20 protein-coding genes are annotated in these 18,784 nt (G+C 63.2%); 10 read left to right on the forward strand and 10 right to left on the reverse strand.

Going from position 1 to position 18,784, the window contains the following annotated elements; all coding sequences use genetic code 11:
- Positions 1 to 10: 10 nt before the first annotated feature.
- Positions 11 to 589: a recombination mediator RecR gene (gene recR / locus TX72_RS04605; protein WP_011127793.1), complete on the forward strand. Its 579-nt coding sequence runs from the start codon at positions 11 to 13 to the stop codon at positions 587 to 589.
- Positions 590 to 771: 182 nt separating this feature from the next.
- Positions 772 to 1,671: a lipoyl synthase gene (gene lipA, locus TX72_RS04610; protein ID WP_011127794.1), complete on the forward strand. Its 900-nt coding sequence runs from the start codon at positions 772 to 774 to the stop codon at positions 1,669 to 1,671.
- On the opposite strand, the gene TX72_RS04615 is transcribed toward lipA, so the two are convergent.
- Together TX72_RS04615 and TX72_RS04620 are read right to left on the reverse strand one after the other, a co-directional pair.
- Positions 1,656 to 2,177, reverse strand: a complete 522-nt coding sequence (locus TX72_RS04615) for a hypothetical protein (RefSeq protein WP_011127795.1) — start codon at positions 2,175 to 2,177, stop codon at positions 1,656 to 1,658. The genes lipA and TX72_RS04615 overlap by 16 nt on opposite strands.
- Positions 2,174 to 3,133: a DUF952 domain-containing protein gene (locus TX72_RS04620; RefSeq protein WP_011127796.1), complete on the reverse strand. Its 960-nt coding sequence runs from the start codon at positions 3,131 to 3,133 to the stop codon at positions 2,174 to 2,176. Before TX72_RS04620 ends, TX72_RS04615 begins: the two co-directional genes overlap by 4 nt.
- A gap of 58 nt (positions 3,134 to 3,191) precedes the next feature.
- On the opposite strand from TX72_RS04620, the gene TX72_RS14120 reads away from it, so the two are divergent.
- Positions 3,192 to 3,341, forward strand: coding sequence for a hypothetical protein (locus TX72_RS14120; RefSeq protein ID WP_158305719.1), 150 nt, complete (start codon positions 3,192 to 3,194; stop codon positions 3,339 to 3,341).
- Positions 3,341 to 3,529 carry a hypothetical protein gene (locus TX72_RS04625; protein ID WP_042503264.1) on the forward strand — a complete coding sequence of 63 codons (189 nt, stop codon included), beginning with the start codon at positions 3,341 to 3,343 and terminating at the stop codon, positions 3,527 to 3,529. The genes TX72_RS14120 and TX72_RS04625 overlap by 1 nt, the downstream gene beginning before the upstream one ends.
- On the opposite strand, the gene trhO is transcribed toward TX72_RS04625, so the two are convergent.
- The 5 genes from trhO to lysA are packed head-to-tail and all read right to left on the reverse strand — an operon-like array spanning position 3,481 to position 8,412.
- A complete protein-coding gene (gene trhO / locus TX72_RS04630) occupies positions 3,481 to 4,431 on the reverse strand; it encodes an oxygen-dependent tRNA uridine(34) hydroxylase TrhO (protein WP_042503267.1) in 951 nt (316 codons plus the stop codon). The genes TX72_RS04625 and trhO overlap by 49 nt on opposite strands.
- Positions 4,428 to 5,405 (reverse strand): biotin synthase BioB, encoded by a 978-nt coding sequence (gene bioB, locus TX72_RS04635; RefSeq protein WP_011127798.1) that lies wholly within the window; start codon positions 5,403 to 5,405, stop codon positions 4,428 to 4,430. The genes trhO and bioB overlap by 4 nt, the downstream gene beginning before the upstream one ends.
- The gene (gene uppS, locus TX72_RS04640) at positions 5,402 to 6,184 is read right to left on the reverse strand and encodes an undecaprenyl pyrophosphate synthase (protein ID WP_011127799.1); all 783 of its coding nucleotides are present in this window, start codon (positions 6,182 to 6,184) and stop codon (positions 5,402 to 5,404) included. The genes bioB and uppS overlap by 4 nt, the downstream gene beginning before the upstream one ends.
- On the reverse strand, positions 6,181 to 7,011 hold the full coding sequence (gene cdaA, locus TX72_RS04645; protein WP_011127800.1) for a diadenylate cyclase CdaA: 831 nt from the start codon (positions 7,009 to 7,011) through the stop codon (positions 6,181 to 6,183). The genes uppS and cdaA overlap by 4 nt, the downstream gene beginning before the upstream one ends.
- Positions 7,012 to 7,032: 21 nt before the next feature.
- Entirely contained in the window at positions 7,033 to 8,412 is a 1,380-nt protein-coding gene (lysA, locus tag TX72_RS04650) for a diaminopimelate decarboxylase (protein WP_011127801.1), read from the reverse strand.
- Between the two features lie 56 nt (positions 8,413 to 8,468).
- On the opposite strand from lysA, the gene rimI reads away from it, so the two are divergent.
- The 5 genes from rimI to TX72_RS04675 all read left to right on the forward strand — a co-directional run bounded on the left by rimI (position 8,469) and on the right by TX72_RS04675 (position 14,228).
- Entirely contained in the window at positions 8,469 to 8,915 is a 447-nt protein-coding gene (gene rimI, locus TX72_RS04655) for a ribosomal protein S18-alanine N-acetyltransferase (RefSeq protein WP_011127802.1), read from the forward strand.
- A 192-nt stretch (positions 8,916 to 9,107) separates the two neighbouring features.
- Positions 9,108 to 11,648, forward strand: a complete 2,541-nt coding sequence (locus TX72_RS04660) for an ATP-dependent Clp protease ATP-binding subunit (RefSeq protein WP_011127803.1) — start codon at positions 9,108 to 9,110, stop codon at positions 11,646 to 11,648.
- Positions 11,648 to 12,748, forward strand: a complete 1,101-nt coding sequence (locus TX72_RS04665; RefSeq protein ID WP_011127804.1) for an iron-containing alcohol dehydrogenase — start codon at positions 11,648 to 11,650, stop codon at positions 12,746 to 12,748. The genes TX72_RS04660 and TX72_RS04665 overlap by 1 nt, the downstream gene beginning before the upstream one ends.
- A complete protein-coding gene (locus tag TX72_RS04670) occupies positions 12,745 to 13,608 on the forward strand; it encodes an alpha/beta fold hydrolase (RefSeq protein ID WP_011127805.1) in 864 nt (287 codons plus the stop codon). The genes TX72_RS04665 and TX72_RS04670 overlap by 4 nt, the downstream gene beginning before the upstream one ends.
- Complete coding sequence (locus TX72_RS04675; protein WP_011127806.1) at positions 13,605 to 14,228, forward strand: LmeA family phospholipid-binding protein; 624 nt, start codon at positions 13,605 to 13,607, stop codon at positions 14,226 to 14,228. The genes TX72_RS04670 and TX72_RS04675 overlap by 4 nt, the downstream gene beginning before the upstream one ends.
- A 21-nt stretch (positions 14,229 to 14,249) precedes the next feature.
- Here TX72_RS04675 and TX72_RS04680 read toward each other — a convergent pair whose 3' ends face one another.
- Genes TX72_RS04680 through TX72_RS04690 form a run of 3 tightly spaced genes read right to left on the reverse strand, consistent with a single transcriptional unit; the run spans position 14,250 to position 17,069 of the window.
- A complete protein-coding gene (locus tag TX72_RS04680) occupies positions 14,250 to 15,146 on the reverse strand; it encodes a phosphatidate cytidylyltransferase (RefSeq protein ID WP_011127807.1) in 897 nt (298 codons plus the stop codon).
- Positions 15,147 to 15,201: 55 nt separating this feature from the next.
- On the reverse strand, positions 15,202 to 15,666 hold the full coding sequence (locus TX72_RS04685) for a septal ring lytic transglycosylase RlpA family protein (protein WP_011127808.1): 465 nt from the start codon (positions 15,664 to 15,666) through the stop codon (positions 15,202 to 15,204).
- Positions 15,663 to 17,069 carry an Orn/Lys/Arg family decarboxylase gene (locus tag TX72_RS04690; RefSeq protein WP_011127809.1) on the reverse strand — a complete coding sequence of 469 codons (1,407 nt, stop codon included), beginning with the start codon at positions 17,067 to 17,069 and terminating at the stop codon, positions 15,663 to 15,665. Before TX72_RS04690 ends, TX72_RS04685 begins: the two co-directional genes overlap by 4 nt.
- A gap of 50 nt (positions 17,070 to 17,119) precedes the next feature.
- On the opposite strand from TX72_RS04690, the gene TX72_RS04695 reads away from it, so the two are divergent.
- Positions 17,120 to 18,769, forward strand: coding sequence for an ABC1 kinase family protein (locus tag TX72_RS04695; protein ID WP_011127810.1), 1,650 nt, complete (start codon positions 17,120 to 17,122; stop codon positions 18,767 to 18,769).
- Positions 18,770 to 18,784 lie beyond the last annotated feature (15 nt).

An 18,784-nucleotide genomic window follows, 5' to 3' on the forward strand; every position in this document is an offset into this window, starting at 1 on the left:
CACAAGACCGTTGGCCCGGCTGATCGATCAGTTTGAGAGGCTCCCAGGGATTGGCCCGCGCACGGCGCAACGGCTTGCTTTGCATCTGCTGAACCAGCCAGAGGAGCAGATCCGCCAGTTTGCTGATGCCCTGCTGGCGGCCCGCACACAAGTGGGGCAATGCCAGACCTGCTTTCATCTGTCGGCCGATCCGGAATGCGAGATCTGCCGCAACCCGGAGCGCCGCAACGGTTTGATCTGTGTGGTGGCCGATTCCCGAGACCTGCTGGCCCTGGAGCGCACACGAGAGTTCCAAGGCCGGTATCACGTTCTTGGTGGTTTGATCTCGCCGATGGATGGCATCGGCCCGGAATTGCTCCATGTGACCCCGCTGGTGGCCAGGATCAATCAGGAGGACATCACTGAGGTGATCCTGGCACTGACTCCCAGCGTGGAGGGGGACACCACCAGCCTTTATCTGGCTCGTTTGCTCAAGCCGTTTTGTCCCGTGAGCCGCATCGCCTATGGCCTGCCGATGGGGAGTGAACTGGAGTACGCCGACGAGGTCACTCTCAGCCGGGCCCTGGAGGGCCGGCGCCCGCTGGACTGACCTTTCAAGGTGAATTACTAGTAACTTTCTATAGAAAGTGCGGTGTTGCAGGCAACACCGTCAGGATTCCGTGATGATTGACTCGCCGGTGACATCGCTCCGGGCGGGTGCACCCTCCCAGGTTGCCGGCCCCCCCCCCGCTGACGTCCCTCCCGCCAGAATAAAAGGGAAGGTCAGATGGCATGAGCAAATACAGCACCATTGCTCCGACGGAACGACTGCCGGAGTGGCTGCGGCGACCGATCGGCGATGCATCTGCGCTCGAGCGGGTGCAGGGATTGGTCAAGCAGAACCGGTTGCACACCATCTGCGAGGAGGGGCGTTGCCCCAACCGCGGTGAGTGTTATGCAGCTGGCACAGCCACGTTTTTGCTGGGTGGTTCGATCTGCACCCGCAGCTGTGCCTTCTGCCAGGTGGAGAAGGGCCAAGCACCCATGGCGGTGGACCCTGCTGAGGCGCAGCGGGTGGCTGATGCGGTGGAGGCGATGCAGCTGCGTTATGTGGTGCTCACGGCCGTCGCCCGTGATGACCTGGCTGATCACGGTGCAGCTCTCTTCACTACAACGATGGAGGCGATCCGCGCCCGCAATCCGCTGATTGCCATCGAGGTGTTGACGCCGGATTTCTGGGGTGGCTGTCCCGATCCACAACAGGCTGTTGCCGCGCAGCGTGAGCGGCTGTCCACCGTGCTCGCGGCTGACCCCGTGTGCTTCAACCACAACCTGGAAACCGTCCAACGCCTGCAAGGTGAGGTACGGCGCGGTGCCACCTACGAGCGATCCCTCGGGCTGCTGGCGGCGTGCCGGGAGCTGGCTCCAACGATTCCCACCAAATCAGGGTTGATGCTGGGCCTTGGCGAGAGCCGTGATGAGGTGATTGCTGCGATGCGGGATCTGCGGGCTGTGGATTGTCAGCGCCTCACCCTCGGCCAGTACCTGCGTCCGTCCTTGGCTCACATCCCAGTGGATCGCTATTGGACGCCGGAGGAGTTTGACGAACTCGGTGCTGTGGCCCGCGATCTTGGGTTCGCCCAGGTGCGCAGTGGTCCGCTGGTGCGCAGCAGTTATCACGCTGCCGATTGACGCCAGCTCCGCAGGCTCCGCTCCAGCACCTGCTCCACCGAACCACTCATCAGCGCACCGGCGCCACCCCACACCATTCGCAACGGCAGATCCCACAGGGCTGCTGCCACATCCCGCTCCAGCTGAAAGCCCCGCTGGCGGAAATAACGCACCAGCCGGCTGTGCTGGCGTTCGTCATCGCGGATCGCCAGCAGCCGGGCTCTGCTGCAGGGGGTTGCTTCCAGGGCCCAGGCCATGGTGGCGGCCCAGACCAGATCGCCCACCCCTGCCGGGCTTTGGGGAACCACCCGCATCGTGTCCAGCTGCAGGCCGTTGCTTGTTCCGTAGGCCCAGCCCTTCATCTCCCCCAGCAGTTGCGCTGTGCCATTCGGCCCCGGGCAGGCCACCACCAACCTCAGGCTCCAGAGCCCCAGCGGACGGCCCACCTGCAGCCTCAGCAGCAGGCCGCGTTCGCTGGCCTGCAACTCGAGCCGCTCGAGCAGGGATGGTGATGGTTCGTTGATCATCGATGGCTCACGTCGCGCACGGCATGGAGTGGCAGGGGACCGTACAGATGGGGGAAGAGTTCACCGGTGGGAATGGCATCGCCCCGTAGGGGGGCACTGACTAAAGCCGGGTCGATCTCCAGCAACAGCACTTCACCGGCATCGGCATAGAAGCGGTCATAGGTTGCGTCGACCTGTTCGCGCCAGGAGCAGTGGATAAAGCCCACCTGCTCGAGCATCAGTCCGCGGGTGGAGACGCTGTACTCCCCATCGTTCTGGGCCTGATGCCAATCCGAGGCGAGGGCCAGATGAAACAAGGGTTGATCCGTTGGAACAGCGATGGCGTCGGCCGGGAAAAGGTGCTGTTGACCGCCTGGATCCCAGGGATCGGCGCGCTGCATCAATCGCTCAAAAGCAGGCGCCTGCAGGAAGCGATTCAGCCAACCGCGCAATGGCTCCAGCTCAGGGTCGGCATCGAATCCCTGAGGATCAGCGATCCGCCACTGGCGCACGAACGGCCACAGGGCTGCATCGGCCAGGCCCATCCGTTCACCGGCCAGCCAGCCGGCTGCTCGGATGCGGTCATTCCATCCCTTGAGGATCGCCCGTCCCTCCTGTTGATGGGTTGATCGATCCGCCTCTGGATAACGGTCGCTGTACTTGAAACGATCGAGGTGGTGTTTGAACACACCATCGTTCTCTCCCACCCACGGATCCAGATCACCTGCACCGAGACAGTCCCTGGGGTCCGCCTGGGCAAGGGCCCAATGCATCAGCTCGAGGCTTTCCTCGATCACGGTGCCGTCGGCCAGCACCAGCACCGGCACCGTGCCCTTGGCTGAGGCTTCCAGCATGGCGGCGGGTTTGGCACGCAATTCGATCTCGCGCCACTGCACCAGTAACCCCGCCTCTAACAGGGCCCAACGTGCCCGCATGGCGTAAGGGCACCGCCGGAAGCTGTAGAGGATCGGCAGCATGTTCTTGGCGACGGGGGGGGGATGCGTTAAGCGTGGGTGTGAATGGTCTGTTTCGGTGATGCGAGCTCTGGTTCCACTTGGACTGCTCGCCTGGATGGTGGGACTGTTCGTCGCTCATCAGCAGATTCACGCCGGTGGCTGTGTCACTGAAGCGCGCTGGGCGTCCCAGAACGATGAGGTGTACGACCGTGAATTGGAGGTGAACTGATGAGTCGTAAGCGCATCTCCTTCCGCGATCCCGTTTGGTTGATTCCCATGGTGATCATTGCCCTGGGATGTTCCATTCAGACCCTCCACATGCTGCAGCACAACCGCTACTGCAAAACGGATGCTGAATGGAAGGCTCTTTACAGCGAGAAATCGTCGGACTTCTTGGAGGAGGCAGACGACAGCTGATCCATCTGCCGTTGGCGCATGGCGAAGCGTTGGCGGTCGCTCTCCGAAAAACGGTCGATGCAATGCAGGCACTGCACCCCTTTGATGTAACTCGGCAACGACCGCTGCTCGGGTGACAGGGGCAGTCCGCAGGCATGGCAGAGGCTGTGCTCTCCGGGTTCCAGTTGGTGGTTGAGGGCCACCCGCTGATCGAATACGAAGCATTCCCCCCGCCAACGGCTCTCCTCCTCGGGGACCTGCTCGAGGTATTTGAGGATGCCGCCCCGCAGGTGATGCACCTCCCCGAACCCCTGGTGTTGCAGGTAGCTGCTGGCTTTCTCGCAGCGGATGCCGCCGGTGCAGAACATGGCGATGCGCTTTGGTGCGGTCTCGTCAATGAGGGGGCGGAGCTTGGTTTCGGCCCAGTGAGGAAAGTCGCGGAAGCTGTCGGTACCTGGATCGATGGCACCGTCAAAGCTGCCGATGGCGGTCTCGTAGTGGTTGCGGGTGTCGATCACCAGGGTGTCGGGGTCATCGACCAGACCGTTCCAGTCCTCGGGATCCACGTAGGTGCCGACGTTGGCTCGGGGATCCACGCCAGTCACCCCCATGGTCACGATTTCCTTCTTGCGCCGAGCCTTGAAACGGCGGAACACCGATCGCTCCGCCCAGCTGCGTTTCACCTCCAACCGTTCAAAGTGCTGCTCGCCCAGCTTCAGCTGCTCCTGCAGATGCTCAAGCAGGCCCTCGACCCCCTGCTCCGGACCACTGATCGTGCCATTGACGCCCTCCTTGGCAACCAACACCGAGCCGAGCACAGCTCCATGGCTGGCCTGGGTCGGCAAGGCACTCAGCAAAGCCTCGCGCTGGTCGTCATCGAGGGGTGTGAAGGCGTAGAACGCCGCCACGAGCAAGCGGCTCATGCCGTGGTCTGGCACTCCTGCCAGTTGGCCTGCACCCCGGCATCAGCAAGCAACTGACGGTCGGCTTCAACGTCTGGATTGCCGGTGGTCAGCAGGGTGTCGCCGTAAAAGATCGAATCAGCACCGGCCTGCAGGCAGAGGATCTGCGCTTCCCGGCTCATCGATTCACGGCCAGCGCTGAGTCGCACCCGAGCCCGAGGCATCAGGATTCTTGCGGTGGCCACCATCCGCACCAGCTCCAGCGGCTCAAACGGAGCCTGATCTTCCAAGGGGGTGCCCTCCACAGCCACCAGACCGTTTACGGGAACACTCTCCGGGTGAGGGGCCATCGAGGCCAGCACCTGCAACATCGAGGCGCGATCCCGCAACGTCTCCCCCATGCCGATGATGCCGCCGCAGCAGAGGGTGACACCCGCCTTGCGAACGCGTTGCAGGGTCTCGAGTCGCTCCTGATATGTGCGGGTGGAGATGATCCGGTCGTAGTGCTCTGGGCTGGTGTCGAGGTTGTGGTTGTAGGCGGTGAGGCCCGCCTCCGCCAGCCGTTCCGCCTGCTGATCGCTGAGCATTCCGGCGGTCACGCAGGCCTCCATGCCCAGGTCCCGCACGCCGCGCACCATCGACAACATCGCTTCAAAGGGAGCGCCATCGCGGATCTCTCGCCAGGCCCAGCCCATGCAGAAGCGATCGGCGCCAGCCTCTTTCGCGGCCCGGGCCCGTTGCAGCACCGGCTCCACCTGCATCTGGGCCTCGAAGGCCGTTACATCACTGCTGTTGTGGATCGATTGGGAGCAGTAGGCACAGTCCTCTTCGCAGCCGCCCGTCTTCACGCTGAGCAGGGAGGCCAGTTGCACCCGATAGCCGGGGTTGGCGGCACGGTGCACATATTGCGCTTGCCAAAGCAACTCCATTAGCGGTAGTTCCAGCAGCGCCTGGATTTCGGCGATGGTCCAGTCGTGGCGGATCGTGAACGTCATGGCGTGAGTGGATCAAGGCCTCCGAAGCGGCGGGAGCGGCTCTGGAAATCCAGCAACGCCCGCTTCAGGGCCTCGGCATTGAAGTCGGGCCAGAACACATCGGTGACGTGGATCTCGGCATAGGCCAGCTGCCAGAGCAGGAAGTTGCTGATGCGGTGTTCGCCGCTGGTGCGAATCAGCAGATCAGGATCCTGCTCGCCGGCGGTGAACAGTTCCGCAGCCAGGCTGTTCTCATCGATGTCTTCGGGCATCAGATCACCATTGGCGGCCTGACGTGCCAGACGCTGCGCCGCACGCACTAGCTCCCGCCGACCGCCGTAATTGGTGCAAACGTTGAAATGAATGCCGTCGTTGGCAGCCGTCCGCTCCGTGGCATCGCCGATCAGCTCCTGCAGTTTCAGCGGCAGGGCGTCCAGGTCACCCAGAAAACGAATGCGGACCTGTTCTTCCTCGAGGGTGCGCAGCTCCTTCTGCAGCACCCGTTCGAACAGGGTCATCAGGAAATTCACCTCGTCACCTGGCCGTGACCAGTTTTCTGTTGAGAAGGCGTAAGCGGTGAGGGCAGCGATGCCCCAGTCGCTGCAAAGCCGAAGGGTTGACTTGAGCGCTTCCACCCCGGCGCGGTGCCCCATCATCCGAGGCAGGCCCCTGGCTTCAGCCCAGCGTCCGTTGCCATCCATGATCACAGCCACATGGACCGGCAACCGATCCCCATCCAGCTCGGGAGGGCAGAGCTGGGATGGAGTGGTGTCGTGGCTGGTGGCCAGTGGTCGGCTCAAGACAGCGATTCAGCCGATGAGCTCACCACCGTACGTCGTGCTGGGGGCCTGGATTCGGCGCTGCTGAGCAGTTCCCGCAGGAGCTCCTCCAGCCTCGAACTGGTGATCGGTCGCTCGAGCTTGCCTTGATTGGAGAGCGACAAGGTGCCGGTTTCCTCAGAGACAACAATGCAGATGCAGCGGTCGAACCGTTCGGTGATGCCCAGAGCTGCCAGATGGCGGGTTCCGTAGCGGCTGACGCTGTGGCGTGACAGCGGCAGGATCACCCCGGCTGCTTCGATGCGATTGCCGCGCACAAGAACAGCTCCATCGTGGAGTGGTGTGTCGGCGGCGAACAGATTCAACAACAGCTCGCGACTGAGCTGCGCACCGATGGCGACGCCGGGGTTGAGGAAATCTTCCGGCCGAAGATCGCTGCCCATGTCCACCACGATCAGGGCCCCCCGACGTTGTTGTGAGAGGCGGCCGGCCGCCTCGGTGATCTGCGTCACGGTGCCGGCGCTGCCGCGGAACTCCTTCTGGGGATTGCCGAGCAACACCGCCAGCCGGCCGGTGCCGAGAAGTTCCATCAGACGTCGCAACTCCCCCTGCCAGAGGATGGCCAATGACAGTGAGCAGGCCAGCACCAACGCATCGACCAGTTTTGAGGTCAGCGGCAGATTGGCGTAGCGCTGGACGAACCAGGCCAGGGCGACCAGGAAAAGGTATCCCCTCAGGAGCCAGAGGGTTCGTGCCTCATTGACACGGGAAAACAGCAGGAATCCAATGGCTGAGGCGAACAGAACGTCGAGAACCAGGCGCGGATCCACCACCGCCAGCACGTTCACCCAGCAAAAGTCGTACTGGAGTCAAGGTAACGCCCGGAACCTCTCTGGAAGCACGTCGTAGCGCAGCAAATCATCCGGCTGCTCGCGCTTCTGAAAAAGCTCCGAAGAGCCGCTTTGAACCACCACAGCAGCGGGCCGTGGAATTCGGTTGTAGTTGGAGCTCATCGATGCGTTGTAGGCACCGGTTGCGAACACGGCGACGATGTCTCCGCTTTGAGTGGTGGGGAGCGGTAAATCCTTCAGCAGCACATCACCGGATTCGCAGTGCTTGCCCACCAGATTCACGGTCTCTTCCGCTGGGGCCAGCGGTCGGTCGGCCAGGCAGCAGGTGTAAAGCGACTGATAGGTGATCGGTCTGGGGTTGTCGCTCATGCCGCCGTCGATGGCGACGTAGGTGCGCACACCAGGAATGGTCTTGCGGGAGCCCACGGCGTACAGCGTCACTCCGGCGGTGGCCACCAGGGAACGGCCCGGCTCGCAGAGCAACCGTGGCAGCTCCAGTTGACGATCCCGGCAGGCGGCCGTGACGGCATCGGCCACCACCTTCACCCACTGCTCGATGGTTGGCGGATCATCCGAGGCCACATAACGGATCCCGAGGCCGCCACCAACATTGAGGTCCTCCACGGGATGACCCAGGCTTCGGGCCAGCTTGAGGGCATCGGCCATCACTGCCGCCAGGTCCCGATGCGGCTCCAGTTCAAAGATCTGGGAGCCGATATGGGCATGAAGACCGGTGAGCTTCGCCCAGGGCTTGCCCACCAGCTGCCGAAGCACCGACTCCAGCAGGTCGGGGTCGAAGCCGAACTTGCTGTCTAAGTGGCCGGTTTGGATGTACTCGTGGGTGTGGCACTCGATGCCGGGGGTGAAGCGCAGCATCAGACGGGCCGGTGCGCCGCCGGCAGGTACCAGTTCCGCCAGGCGTTCCAGATCGTGCTGGTTATCAACGACGATCGTGACGTCGTTGTTGTAAGCGAGCAGGAGCTCCTCGTCGTTCTTGTTGTTGCCGTGCAGCACCATCCGCTCGCCGGGCATCCCCCCCTGGAAAGCCGTCAGCAATTCACCGGCGGAGACCGCATCAAGGCCAAGGCCTTCGGAGGCGGCGATGCTGCTCACCAGCAGTGAGCTGTTGGCTTTGGAGGCGTAGATCGGCAGGGAGGGCCCGGGGTAATGCTGTTTCAGAGCGTCCCTGTAGGCACGACAGGTGCCGCGCACCGTGTCCTCATCCAGCACGTAAAGCGGCGTGCCGTAGCGCTGGGCAAGGTCGCTGAGCAGGCAACCCCCCACCATCAGCCGATCACGCTCGTCCAGACAGGTGGTGACCGGCGCCAGGTTGCGGTTGGGACTGGCCGTGTCCCGCTCTGTTTCGTAGGGCTTCTGGCTGGCGAAGGCTTGGGTCACGACGGGCCGGCGAAGAGAGGCAATGTAGGAATCGGTGTGCCCCCGGCAGGTTCAGGGTGACGGTGATCGATCTCGATCCCAGCTGGTTGGCGGCGTGTCTCGTTCTGGACGAACGGGCGTTGAACGGGTTCTGGAGTGCTCAGCAGTGGCGCTCCGAACTGGAGGATCCCCGTCGCCTCTGCCTTGGGTTGGTGCGGGACGAGAAAGGCTTGTCCGGAGTGGCCTGCGGTTGGCTCGTCGTGGATGAACTGCACATCACGGTGTTGGCGGTGGATCCCGACGAGCGTCAACGGGGCCATGGCCGTCGTCTTCTCACGGCGCTGTTGCAACGGGCACGCCAGGACGGTGCTGCCCACGCCACCCTCGAGGTCCGTAGCGACAACATCGCCGCGCTCTCTCTGTATCACCGCGTTGGTTTCAAAACCGCCGGTCGCCGTGAGAAGTACTACCGAGACGGTTCCGATGCCCTGATCCAGTGGCGCCGGTTGTCCACCGAGGAGTAGCTCCGGTCGGCCTTCGGTGTTGTTCGGTTTCCCGCCCCTGAGAGACAAAAAAGATCGAAATCTTTTTGATCTTGTTGTTAATTTGCGGACGCGACAGGCCAGTTGACGACTGGAAAGTGACCGAACCAACCGAACACTCGCATCAGCCTCGGACTCCTGATAGCTTGGACAGACTTACGTATCGGCCTCGCGATGTTCGAACGTTTTACTGAGAAGGCCATCAAGGTGATCATGCTGGCCCAGGAAGAGGCTCGGCGACTTGGTCACAACTTCGTTGGCACCGAACAGATTCTTCTGGGTTTGATCGGAGAGGGCACGGGTGTCGCCGCGAAGGTTCTGAAGTCGATGGGTGTCAACCTCAAGGACGCCCGGGTTGAAGTTGAGAAGATCATCGGCCGAGGTTCTGGCTTTGTGGCCGTTGAGATCCCCTTCACGCCAAGGGCTAAGCGGGTGCTCGAACTCTCCCTGGAAGAAGCCAGACAGTTGGGGCACAACTACATCGGTACCGAGCATCTGCTGCTCGGTTTGATACGGGAAGGCGAAGGCGTTGCGGCCCGTGTGCTCGAGAATCTGGGTGTGGATCTGGCCAAGGTCAGAACCCAGGTCATTCGCATGCTGGGTGAAACCGCCGAAGTGTCCGGCGGTGGCGGTGGTGGTGGAGCAAAAGGTTCCACCAAGACACCCACCCTGGATGAATTCGGCAGCAACCTCACCCAGATGGCCAACGAGGCCAAGTTGGACCCCGTGGTGGGTCGCCACAACGAGATTGAACGGGTCATCCAGATCCTGGGTCGCCGAACCAAGAACAATCCGGTGTTGATCGGCGAGCCGGGTGTGGGCAAGACGGCTATCGCCGAAGGTCTTGCTCAGCGCATCCAGCAGGGTGAAATTCCGGACATCCTGGAAGACAAGCGCGTCCTCACCCTTGATATTGGACTGCTCGTCGCAGGGACCAAATACCGCGGTGAGTTTGAGGAGCGCCTCAAGAAGATCATGGAGGAGATCAAGGCGGCCGGGAACGTGATCCTGGTGATCGACGAGGTTCACACCCTGATCGGTGCTGGTGCTGCTGAGGGCGCCATCGATGCGGCCAACATTCTCAAGCCGGCTCTCGCCAGGGGCGAGCTGCAGTGCATCGGTGCCACAACCCTGGATGAGTATCGCAAGCACATCGAGCGTGATGCTGCGCTGGAACGGCGTTTCCAGCCCGTCAACGTCGGTGAGCCCTCCATCGATGACACCATCGAAATCCTGCGGGGCCTGCGCGAGCGCTACGAGCAGCACCACCGCCTCAAGATCACCGACGATGCTCTTGTGGCTGCGGCAACCCTCGGTGATCGCTACATCTCGGACCGCTTCCTCCCCGACAAGGCGATCGACCTGATTGATGAGGCCGGTTCACGGGTTCGGCTGCTCAATTCCAAGCTCCCACCCGAGGCCAAGGAGGTGGACAAGGAGTTGCGCGGCGTCCAGAAACAGAAAGAGGACGCCGTACGCGACCAGGACTTCACTAAAGCCGGTGAACTTCGTGAAAAGGAGGTTGAGCTGCGCGATCAGATTCGCTCTCTGCTGCAAGCCAACCGCACCGATGCCACCGCCGTTGCTGAAGCGTCCGCAGACCAGAGCGATGCGCCTGCGGCAGAGTCCGCCGAGTCCTCGCCCATGGTGAATGAGGAGGACATTGCCCAGATCGTTGCCTCCTGGACCGGTGTGCCGGTGCAGAAGCTCACCGAGAGCGAATCGGTGAAGCTGCTGAACATGGAGGAGACGCTGCACCAGCGTCTGATCGGTCAGGACGAAGCGGTCAAGGCGGTGTCCAAAGCCATCCGTCGGGCCCGTGTCGGTCTGAAGAACCCGAATCGTCCCATCGCCAGCTTCATCTTCTCCGGCCCCACCGGTGTCGGTAAGACCGAGCTCACCAAGGCTCTGGCCACCTACTTCTTCGGCAGTGAGGAGGCGATGATCCGCCTCGACATGTCGGAGTTCATGGAGCGCCACACGGTCAGCAAGCTGATCGGCTCGCCTCCGGGCTATGTGGGCTTCAACGAAGGCGGTCAGCTCACCGAAGCGGTGCGACGCCGCCCCTACACCGTGGTGCTGTTCGATGAAATCGAGAAAGCGCACCCTGATGTGTTCAACCTGCTACTGCAGCTACTTGAAGATGGCCGTCTGACCGATTCCAAGGGCCGCACGGTCGACTTCAAGAACACCCTGGTGATCATGACCTCGAACATCGGTTCGAAGGTTATTGAGAAGGGTGGCGGTGGCCTTGGTTTCGAGTTCTCTGGTGAGAGTGCTGAGGAGTCTCAATACACCCGCATCCGCTCGCTCGTGAATGAGGAGCTGAAGCAGTACTTCCGCCCTGAATTCCTCAACCGGCTCGACGAGATCATCGTGTTCCGTCAGCTCAGCCGCGATGAGGTGAAGGAGATCGCCGAAATCATGCTGAAGGAAGTCTTCGGCCGGATGGGCGAGAAAGGCATCACCCTCACCGTGTCCGATGCGTTCAAGGAGCGGTTGGTGGAAGAGGGATACAACCCGGCCTATGGAGCTCGCCCCCTGCGTCGCGCTGTGATGCGGTTGCTGGAGGATTCCCTGGCAGAGGAAGTGCTCTCCGGCCGGATCAAGGATGGTGACCATGCCGAGGTGGATGTCGACGACGACAAGAAAGTTGTCGTCCGCCACAAAGGTCTGGCTGAGAGCTCTCCTCAATTGGCAGGTGCGGCTGTCTGATGGTTGTGTCCATCTCCTCCCACGCCATCGCCCCGGCGGTGGTGCTGCGGGGGGAGGGTGCCTGGGCAGAGGCGCTGTCCAAGATCAGTGCCCTTTGTTCCCGCCCTCTCCTGTTGGGCCGCAGTCAGGCCACGGTGAGCCTGCGGTCAGCCCTTGTTTCGGATCTCGTTCACAGTTGTCTGACGCCGCAACCAGCTGAGCTCAGCTACGACTGTTGCGAGGAGGATCTACAGCGTCTGGCCGCTGAGGCAGCCGACTGTGATGCCGTTCTCGCCGCCGGTGGTGGGAAGGTTCTTGATGCTGGCAAGTTGCTCGCCCATCGCCTTCAGCTGCCCTGCATCACAGTGCCGTTGAGTGCTGCCACCTGCGCGGGTTGGACAGCTCTCTCCAATCTTTATTCGATGCATGGAGCCTTTGAGGGCGATGTGGCCCTGACGCGCTGCCCTGAGCTGCTGGTGTTTGACCATGGCCTGGTTCGCCAGGCTCCTGCTCGCACCCTGGCCAGCGGCATCGCCGATGCCCTGGCGAAGTGGTACGAAGCTTCGGTCAGCAGCGGCGACAGCAGCGATGGGCTGGTGCAGCAGGCGGTGCAGATGGCCCGTGTGCTGCGGGATCAATTGATGATTGATGGTCCCCTGGCCCTGCAGGATCCCCACAGTGCGGCCTGGGCCCGCACGGCCGAGGCCTGTGCACTTACTGCCGGTGTGATCGGCGGCTTGGGGGGTGCCCGCTGCAGAACCGTTGCAGCTCACGCCGTGCACAACGGTCTCACCCAACTGCAGGCCTGCCAAGACGTGCTGCATGGCGAGAAGGTGGGCTTCGGGATCCTGGTGCAGCTCCGCCTGGAAGAACGTCTGGGTGGCAACCGCCTGGCCGGCCAGGCCCACCGCCAGTTGCTTCCCCTGCTGCGGCAGTTGCAGCTTCCTGTGAGCCTGCAGGATCTTGGGCTGTCCAACGCCAGTCTTAGTGATCTTCAACAGGTCTGTGCCTTCGCCTGCCGTGAAGGATCAGACCTGCACAACCTTCCATTTGCGGTGACACCGGGGGCGTTGCTTGAGGCATTGGTGGGAGCCGCCGAACCCAGTCCCGTCGCGCCTTGAAAAGCCTGCTCGATGGTTTGATCCCCGAGCTGCTGGACCCGCAGGCCAGGGACCTGGCGCTGCAGGTGCAGTGGTGGCCGTTGCAGAGTCTGGGCCTTGAAACTCCCTTCCCTGTGGCTGTGGTCGGTCAGGGGCCTCCGCTGCTGATGCTGCATGGTTTTGACAGCAGCTTTCTGGAATTTCGGCGTCTGGCGCCATTGTTGGCCGATCGCTTTCAGCTGTTCATCCCCGATCTGTTCGGATTTGGCTTTTCGCCGCGTCCGCCGCAGGCGGCCTACGGCCCGGAGGCTGTCCTTCAGCACCTCGAGGCACTGGTGGCGCATCTCGATGCCGATGGGGCCATCGGTGTGATCGGAGCCTCGATGGGTGGTGCGGTGGCGGTGGAGCTGGCCCAACGTCAGCCGGAGAGAATTCATCAGTTGCTGTTGTTAGCTCCAGCTGGGCTGACGGGCCGGCCCATGCCGGTCCCGCCCCTGCTTGATCGGCTTGGCGCCTGGTTTCTCGGTCGGCCTGGGGTGCGTCGCGGGCTTTGCCGCCAGGCCTTTGCTGATCCGGATGGGCAGGTGGGCCCGCCGGAGGAACAGATCGCATCGCTGCATCTGCAATGTCCAGGGTGGGCTGAGGCCCTGGCAGCGTTTGCCCGCAGCGGTGGCTTCGCCGGTTGTGGTGAGCCGTTGCCACCGCAGCCCCTGCACGTGATCTGGGGCGCTGATGATCGAATCCTGCGTGCACCGCTCAAGCAGGCGGCCGAAAGTTTGCTGCAGCACCCAGCCGAAACCTTTGAGGCCTGCGGTCATCTCCCCCACATCGATCAGCCGCAACGGGTTGCTGACCGCTGCCTGGAGCTGCTGGTTTCATGAGCGATCCACTGCTGCAGTTGATCTCCACCGGTCTGGGGCTCTGGATCCGCAGTCGCTGTGATCAGGTGGGGGATCTCGACCTCACCTTGCAAGGGTCATCTCTTGGGCTGATGCGGGGTCGGCTGCAGGGTGCGGTTTTGTCGGCACGGGATGTGCGCTTTGAGGGGTTGCCACTGCACCATGCCGAGATCAGCAGCGGACCGATTCAGCTGGATCTCACCTGGTTGCGTCCAGGCCGGATGTTGGCTCTGAAGGATCCTTTCCAGGTGAAGGGCACGGTGTCGATGCCAGGTCAGCCGCTTGGCGATGCGTTGTTGTCTGAGCGTTGGCGTGAACTCGGCGATTGGATTGCTGAGCAACTGATGGGCCTGAAGCCCCTGGGCCAGCTGCGGATCGAGAACGACGAACTGGAGTTGGTGGCATCAGTCGCCGCACAACGGGATCCGATCCGGAAGCGCTTCCGCCTGCGAGCCGAGGCGGGCACGGTTGTTCTGTCGGCTTCAGATTCCCCGGAGACCCGAGCAGTGTTGCCCATGGATCCGGCGATCACCATCACCGATGCGACCCTGGGGGCCGGACTGCTGACCCTCCAGGGGCACGCAATCGTAACGCCTGAGTGACAATTTCTTCACTAAATCGTGCTAGCCGGTGCTGATCAGCGGCTTCGCCAGGGTCAGCAGCGCGTACAGCACGGCCGGGGTGAACAGGTAGCTGTCAATGCGATCAAGGATTCCTCCATGGCCTGGCAGCACGTCACCGGAGTCCTTCAGTCCGGCATCGCGTTTCATCATCGATTCAGTCAGATCTCCCACCAGGGCAATCAGGGCCACCAGTGCGCCGACGGCCACCCCTGGCAATCCACCGAGCGGCCATCCCATCACCCGCGCGCAGAGCAGGCCGACGGCCATGGCGCATCCGAATCCCCCGAGGGCACCCTCCACTGTTTTGGACGGCGAGATCGGGGACAAAGGCGTCCTGCCGTAGCGCTTGCCGAATGCCCATGAACCGATGTCGCTCGCCACGATCATCAGGCAGGCCGAGAGGGTGATGGCCAGACCACTGCTGCACAGCCAGGCTGTTCCAGGAGCCAGGGCCGGATCGGAGAGGTTGCGCAGGGCCAGCCAGTGACTGGGCAGAAACCCCAAATAAAACAGTCCGAAGATTGAGGCGGCGATGTCAGCAATCGATCCGGTGAGCGGCTGCAGCAGCAACCAGGCACAGATGGCGGCACCGGCCAGGGGCAGCACCGCCCCCGACAGCGCCTCGGGCCAGCCGCTCTGAACCGCTGCCCACTGGGTGGTGAGCAGCAGCAACTGACAGGCCACGAGCGTTGTTTTGGTGGCCGGGCGGATTCCTTTGAACTGAGCCATGCGGAAGAACTCCAGCAGACCCAGATGCACGATCACGCCGACGCCGAGGGTGAGCCACCAGCCCCCCAGCAGAACCACCACCGCGCCGAAGCCGCCGATGGCGATGCCGCTGCGCAGTCGCTTGCGCAGGCTGTTGGCGGCTCGCAATGACGGGTTGGAGGAAGACAAGACCTCGCTGATCTCACTGGCTGGAGGACCTGCAGGTTCAGGCTAAACAATGGCCTCAGGGGAGAATCTCCAGACGCACGGGGATTTCGCCGGCCCGCATCATCCGCAACTCACGCGCCGCGCCATGGGCCAGGTCGATCACCCGGTGATACCGGAACGGTCCTCGGTCATTGATCCGCACCACCACGCTGCGGTTGTTGTCGAGGTTGGTGACGCGCACCCGGGTCCCGAAGGGCAGTGTCCGGTGCGCTGCGGTGAAGGTGCCTTTGCGCAGTCGTTCACCACTGGCGGTCTGGCGGCCATAAAAGCCGGGGCCGTACCAGCTGGCAGCACCGTTCACCACCCGCAGCAGCCGAGGCGTCGCCCTTGGTTGTTGGGGGGGGGGCGGGGCCCACTCCTCGTGGTGAACGTCCTCAACAGCGAACTCCTCTGCGCTGGGGCTGCCCCAGGCCTGAGCAGGCGTCAGCAACAGGATCAGAGCCAGGGGAAGCATGCCAAGTCCGTGGCTGGACCGATTCAAGCGATCTCGCTCAGCACGGCAAGGCGTGCTGGGATCTGATCACCCCAGAGCTGCCGTTGCTCCAGCAGCCAGTGCAGCCGTGCTCCATCCAGCCGTTCCCCTGGTACCAGCAGAGGAATGCCGGGGGGGTAAGGACAGAGCAGATCGGCAGCAATCGTTCCCTCCGCCTGCTCCAGAACGCAGAGGCGGCGGGGTGCCCGCCAGGCTTCAGCGAGAGGGACCTCCGGTTGCGCCACCAGTGGTAGTGGGGGTGGAAGCAGGGGCGGCTGAGGAGCGCGTGCGGGATGGGCGTTCAGCAGTTGCTGCCAGGCACGGCGCAAGCTCCGGCGCAGGCCTCGCTGGTCGGCAAGTCCCAGGCAGAAGGTGAGTGTTGCCGGTTCCGGCAGCTCCGCTACCAGCCCCCGTGGCAGAAGCCAGTCGTCGGCGTCCAGGCCGCTGATGCCGGCACGGCCCGGGTGCAGCACCAGCCGCAGCGGGTCGTCGGTGGTCAGCAGCGGCAGGCCATCGCGGCGCAACTGGTCCCGCAGTGTTCGGGCCTGCATCAGTCGTTGGCGCAGTTGCCGGCGTCCAGCGCTGCTGCGCCAGTGGTGCAGCGCGGCTTCACAGGAGGCCAGGAGCAGTGCACTGGGGCTGGTGGTCTGCAGCCAGCCCAGGCTGCGCTGCAGCGCATCGGTGTCCACGCGCTCCCCCTGCTGCCAGAGCACGGCGGTCTGCGCCAGTCCCGTCGCCGATTTCTGCAGGGAATGCACCACCAGATCGGCCCCCCCCTGCAGCGCACTTGGGGGCAGCTCTGGATCCACGTCTGCAGCGAAATGACTGCCATGGGCCTCATCCACCAGCACGGGCCATCCCTGGTGCTGCAGGCTTCGGATCAACGGTGCAGGGTCAAGCCCATAGCCCTGATACGTGGGATGCACCAGCACTGCCGCGCTGATCGGTGGATGCTTTGCAGGAAGGGCCGCAAGAACGCTCTCGAGCCACGGTCCATCAGCGGGAGCGGGGTGGCCGCGGTCTGGCTGGTAGGGAAGATCGAACAACAGTGGCGTGAGCTGGCCAAGCAGGCAGGCCTGAATCAGGCTGCGGTGCGCATTGCGCGGCATCAACACCGCCTCCCCGGGGCGGCTGATGCCCAGCAGGGCCGCCTGCAGCAATCCTGTGGCTCCGTTGACGCCGTACCAACAGCGGTTGACCCCCATCGCATCCGCTGCAGCACGTTGGCTGTCGGCCACGGCGCCGTCGTTCTCCAGCGGACCCCCCAGCGCCGGCAGTTCCGGCAGGTCCCAGAGGCCGGCGGGTCGTTGCAGCAACCGCCGCATCGCCGGAGGGAGGGCTGAGCCCCGTCCATGGGCCGGCAGAAACAGCGGGCGACCGACGTCTCGATGCAGCAGTGGCAGCAGGGCCATGGGATCCAGTGGGATCTCCTTAGAGTCTGGTGCTGTTTTGGGCGCTGGCGATGCGATACGACCCCGGCCGCGATCTGCGCTGGTTGCTGCTGCGCCCATGGATCGCCATTCCCCGTCTGATCCACGTGTTGTGGTCCCTGGGGGGCCTCGTGTTGGTGGTGCTGCTGCAGGGGGGCAGTTCGGACTCAGCCGTGCAGCAACGGCTGGCCCGCCGCATCCTCAACACCCTCACCGGATTGGGGCCCTGCTTCATCAAGGTGGGGCAGGCCCTCTCCACCCGTCCAGATCTCGTCCGCCGGGATTGGCTTGAAGAGCTGACACGACTTCAGGACGACCTTCCCGCCTTCCCCCATGCCTTGGCACTGGAGCGCATTGAACAGGAGCTCGGCGCACCGGCCCATGAGCTGTTCGATGACTTCCCGGATGCTCCGATCGCGGCCGCCAGCCTTGGACAGGTCTACAAAGCCCGTCTGGAAGGAAATGCCTGGGTTGCCGTGAAGGTGCAGCGCCCCAATCTCACCTTCATCCTGCGCCGCGATCTGGTGCTGATCCGTCTGCTGGGTGTCATCACGGCTCCGCTGCTGCCGCTCAATCTCGGTTTCGGTCTCGGCGACATCATCGATGAGTTCGGTCGCAGCCTGTTTGAAGAGATCGACTACGTCCAGGAAGCGGACAACGCCGAACGGTTCGCCAGCCTCTTTGCTGACAACGACGCGGTTTACGTTCCGCGCGTGGAGCGGATGCTCAGCTCCACCCGGGTGCTCACCACCACCTGGATCGACGGCGCCAAGATGCGCGACAGCGACGAGCTGCAGGCGCTGCAACTCGACCCTGCCGCATTGATTCGCACCGGGGTGATCTGCGGCCTGCAGCAACTGCTGGAGTTCGGTTACTTCCATGCCGACCCGCATCCCGGCAACCTCTTCGCCCTGCAGGGACGTAGCGGCGACCTGGGCCATGTCGGCTACGTCGACTTCGGCATGATGGATTCGATCAGCGACAGCGATCGGCTCACCCTCACCGGAGCCGTGGTGCATCTGATCAACCGCGACTTTGCCGGGTTGGCAAACGATTTTCAGTCGCTCGGCTTCCTCAGCCCCAGCGCAGATCTCACCCCGATCGTGCCGGCCCTGGAGGAGGTGCTCGGCGGCAGCCTCGGGGACTCCGTCGGCTCGTTCAACTTCAAGGCGATCACCGATCGCTTTTCAGAGCTGATGTTCGACTATCCCTTCCGGGTCCCGGCACGGTTCGCTCTGATCATCCGGGCGGTGGTCAGTCAGGAGGGGCTGGCGCTGCGTCTGGATCCGAACTTCCGCATCATTGCTGTCGCCTATCCCTACGTGGCACGACGTCTGCTGGCAGGGGACACCCGTGAGATGCGCGACAAACTGCTGGATGTGATCTTCGATGCGGACGGGCGTCTGTCCCTTGATCGGCTGGAAAGCCTTCTTGCTGTAATCGGTCAGGACGCACCTGCACCTGGAAAAGAACTGCTGCCCGTTGCTGGTGCAGGCCTGCGCTTGTTGCTCAGTCGCGATGGTGCCGATCTACGCAAACGACTGCTGCTCACCCTGATCCGCGATAACCGGTTGCACACCGACGACGTGCGGGCGCTGATGGGACTGATGGCCCGTACCTTCGGTCCAGCCCGGATTGCCGGTGGCCTGTTGCAACGCCTCAATCCTCTGGCGGCTGCTTGATCAGTTGCCGCTAGG

It is taken from the genome of Parasynechococcus marenigrum WH 8102, assembly GCF_000195975.1.
GTDB lineage: Bacteria > Cyanobacteriota > Cyanobacteriia > PCC-6307 > Cyanobiaceae > Parasynechococcus > Parasynechococcus marisnigri.

Coding starts and splice junctions, on each gene's coding strand:
- TX72_RS04625 (WP_042503264.1), top strand. CDS start 3,341: ATGAGTCGTAAGCGCATCTCCTTCCGCGATCCCGTTTGGTTGATTCCC.
- trhO (WP_042503267.1), bottom strand. CDS start 4,431: ATGAGCCGCTTGCTCGTGGCGGCGTTCTACGCCTTCACACCCCTCGAT.
- TX72_RS04620 (WP_011127796.1), bottom strand. CDS start 3,133: ATGCTGCCGATCCTCTACAGCTTCCGGCGGTGCCCTTACGCCATGCGG.
- TX72_RS04615 (WP_011127795.1), bottom strand. CDS start 2,177: ATGATCAACGAACCATCACCATCCCTGCTCGAGCGGCTCGAGTTGCAG.
- lipA (WP_011127794.1), top strand. CDS start 772: ATGAGCAAATACAGCACCATTGCTCCGACGGAACGACTGCCGGAGTGG.
- TX72_RS04660 (WP_011127803.1), top strand. CDS start 9,108: ATGTTCGAACGTTTTACTGAGAAGGCCATCAAGGTGATCATGCTGGCC.
- TX72_RS04675 (WP_011127806.1), top strand. CDS start 13,605: ATGAGCGATCCACTGCTGCAGTTGATCTCCACCGGTCTGGGGCTCTGG.
- TX72_RS04665 (WP_011127804.1), top strand. CDS start 11,648: ATGGTTGTGTCCATCTCCTCCCACGCCATCGCCCCGGCGGTGGTGCTG.
- TX72_RS04695 (WP_011127810.1), top strand. CDS start 17,120: ATGCGATACGACCCCGGCCGCGATCTGCGCTGGTTGCTGCTGCGCCCA.
- TX72_RS14120 (WP_158305719.1), top strand. CDS start 3,192: ATGCGAGCTCTGGTTCCACTTGGACTGCTCGCCTGGATGGTGGGACTG.
- TX72_RS04690 (WP_011127809.1), bottom strand. CDS start 17,069: ATGGCCCTGCTGCCACTGCTGCATCGAGACGTCGGTCGCCCGCTGTTT.
- bioB (WP_011127798.1), bottom strand. CDS start 5,405: ATGACGTTCACGATCCGCCACGACTGGACCATCGCCGAAATCCAGGCG.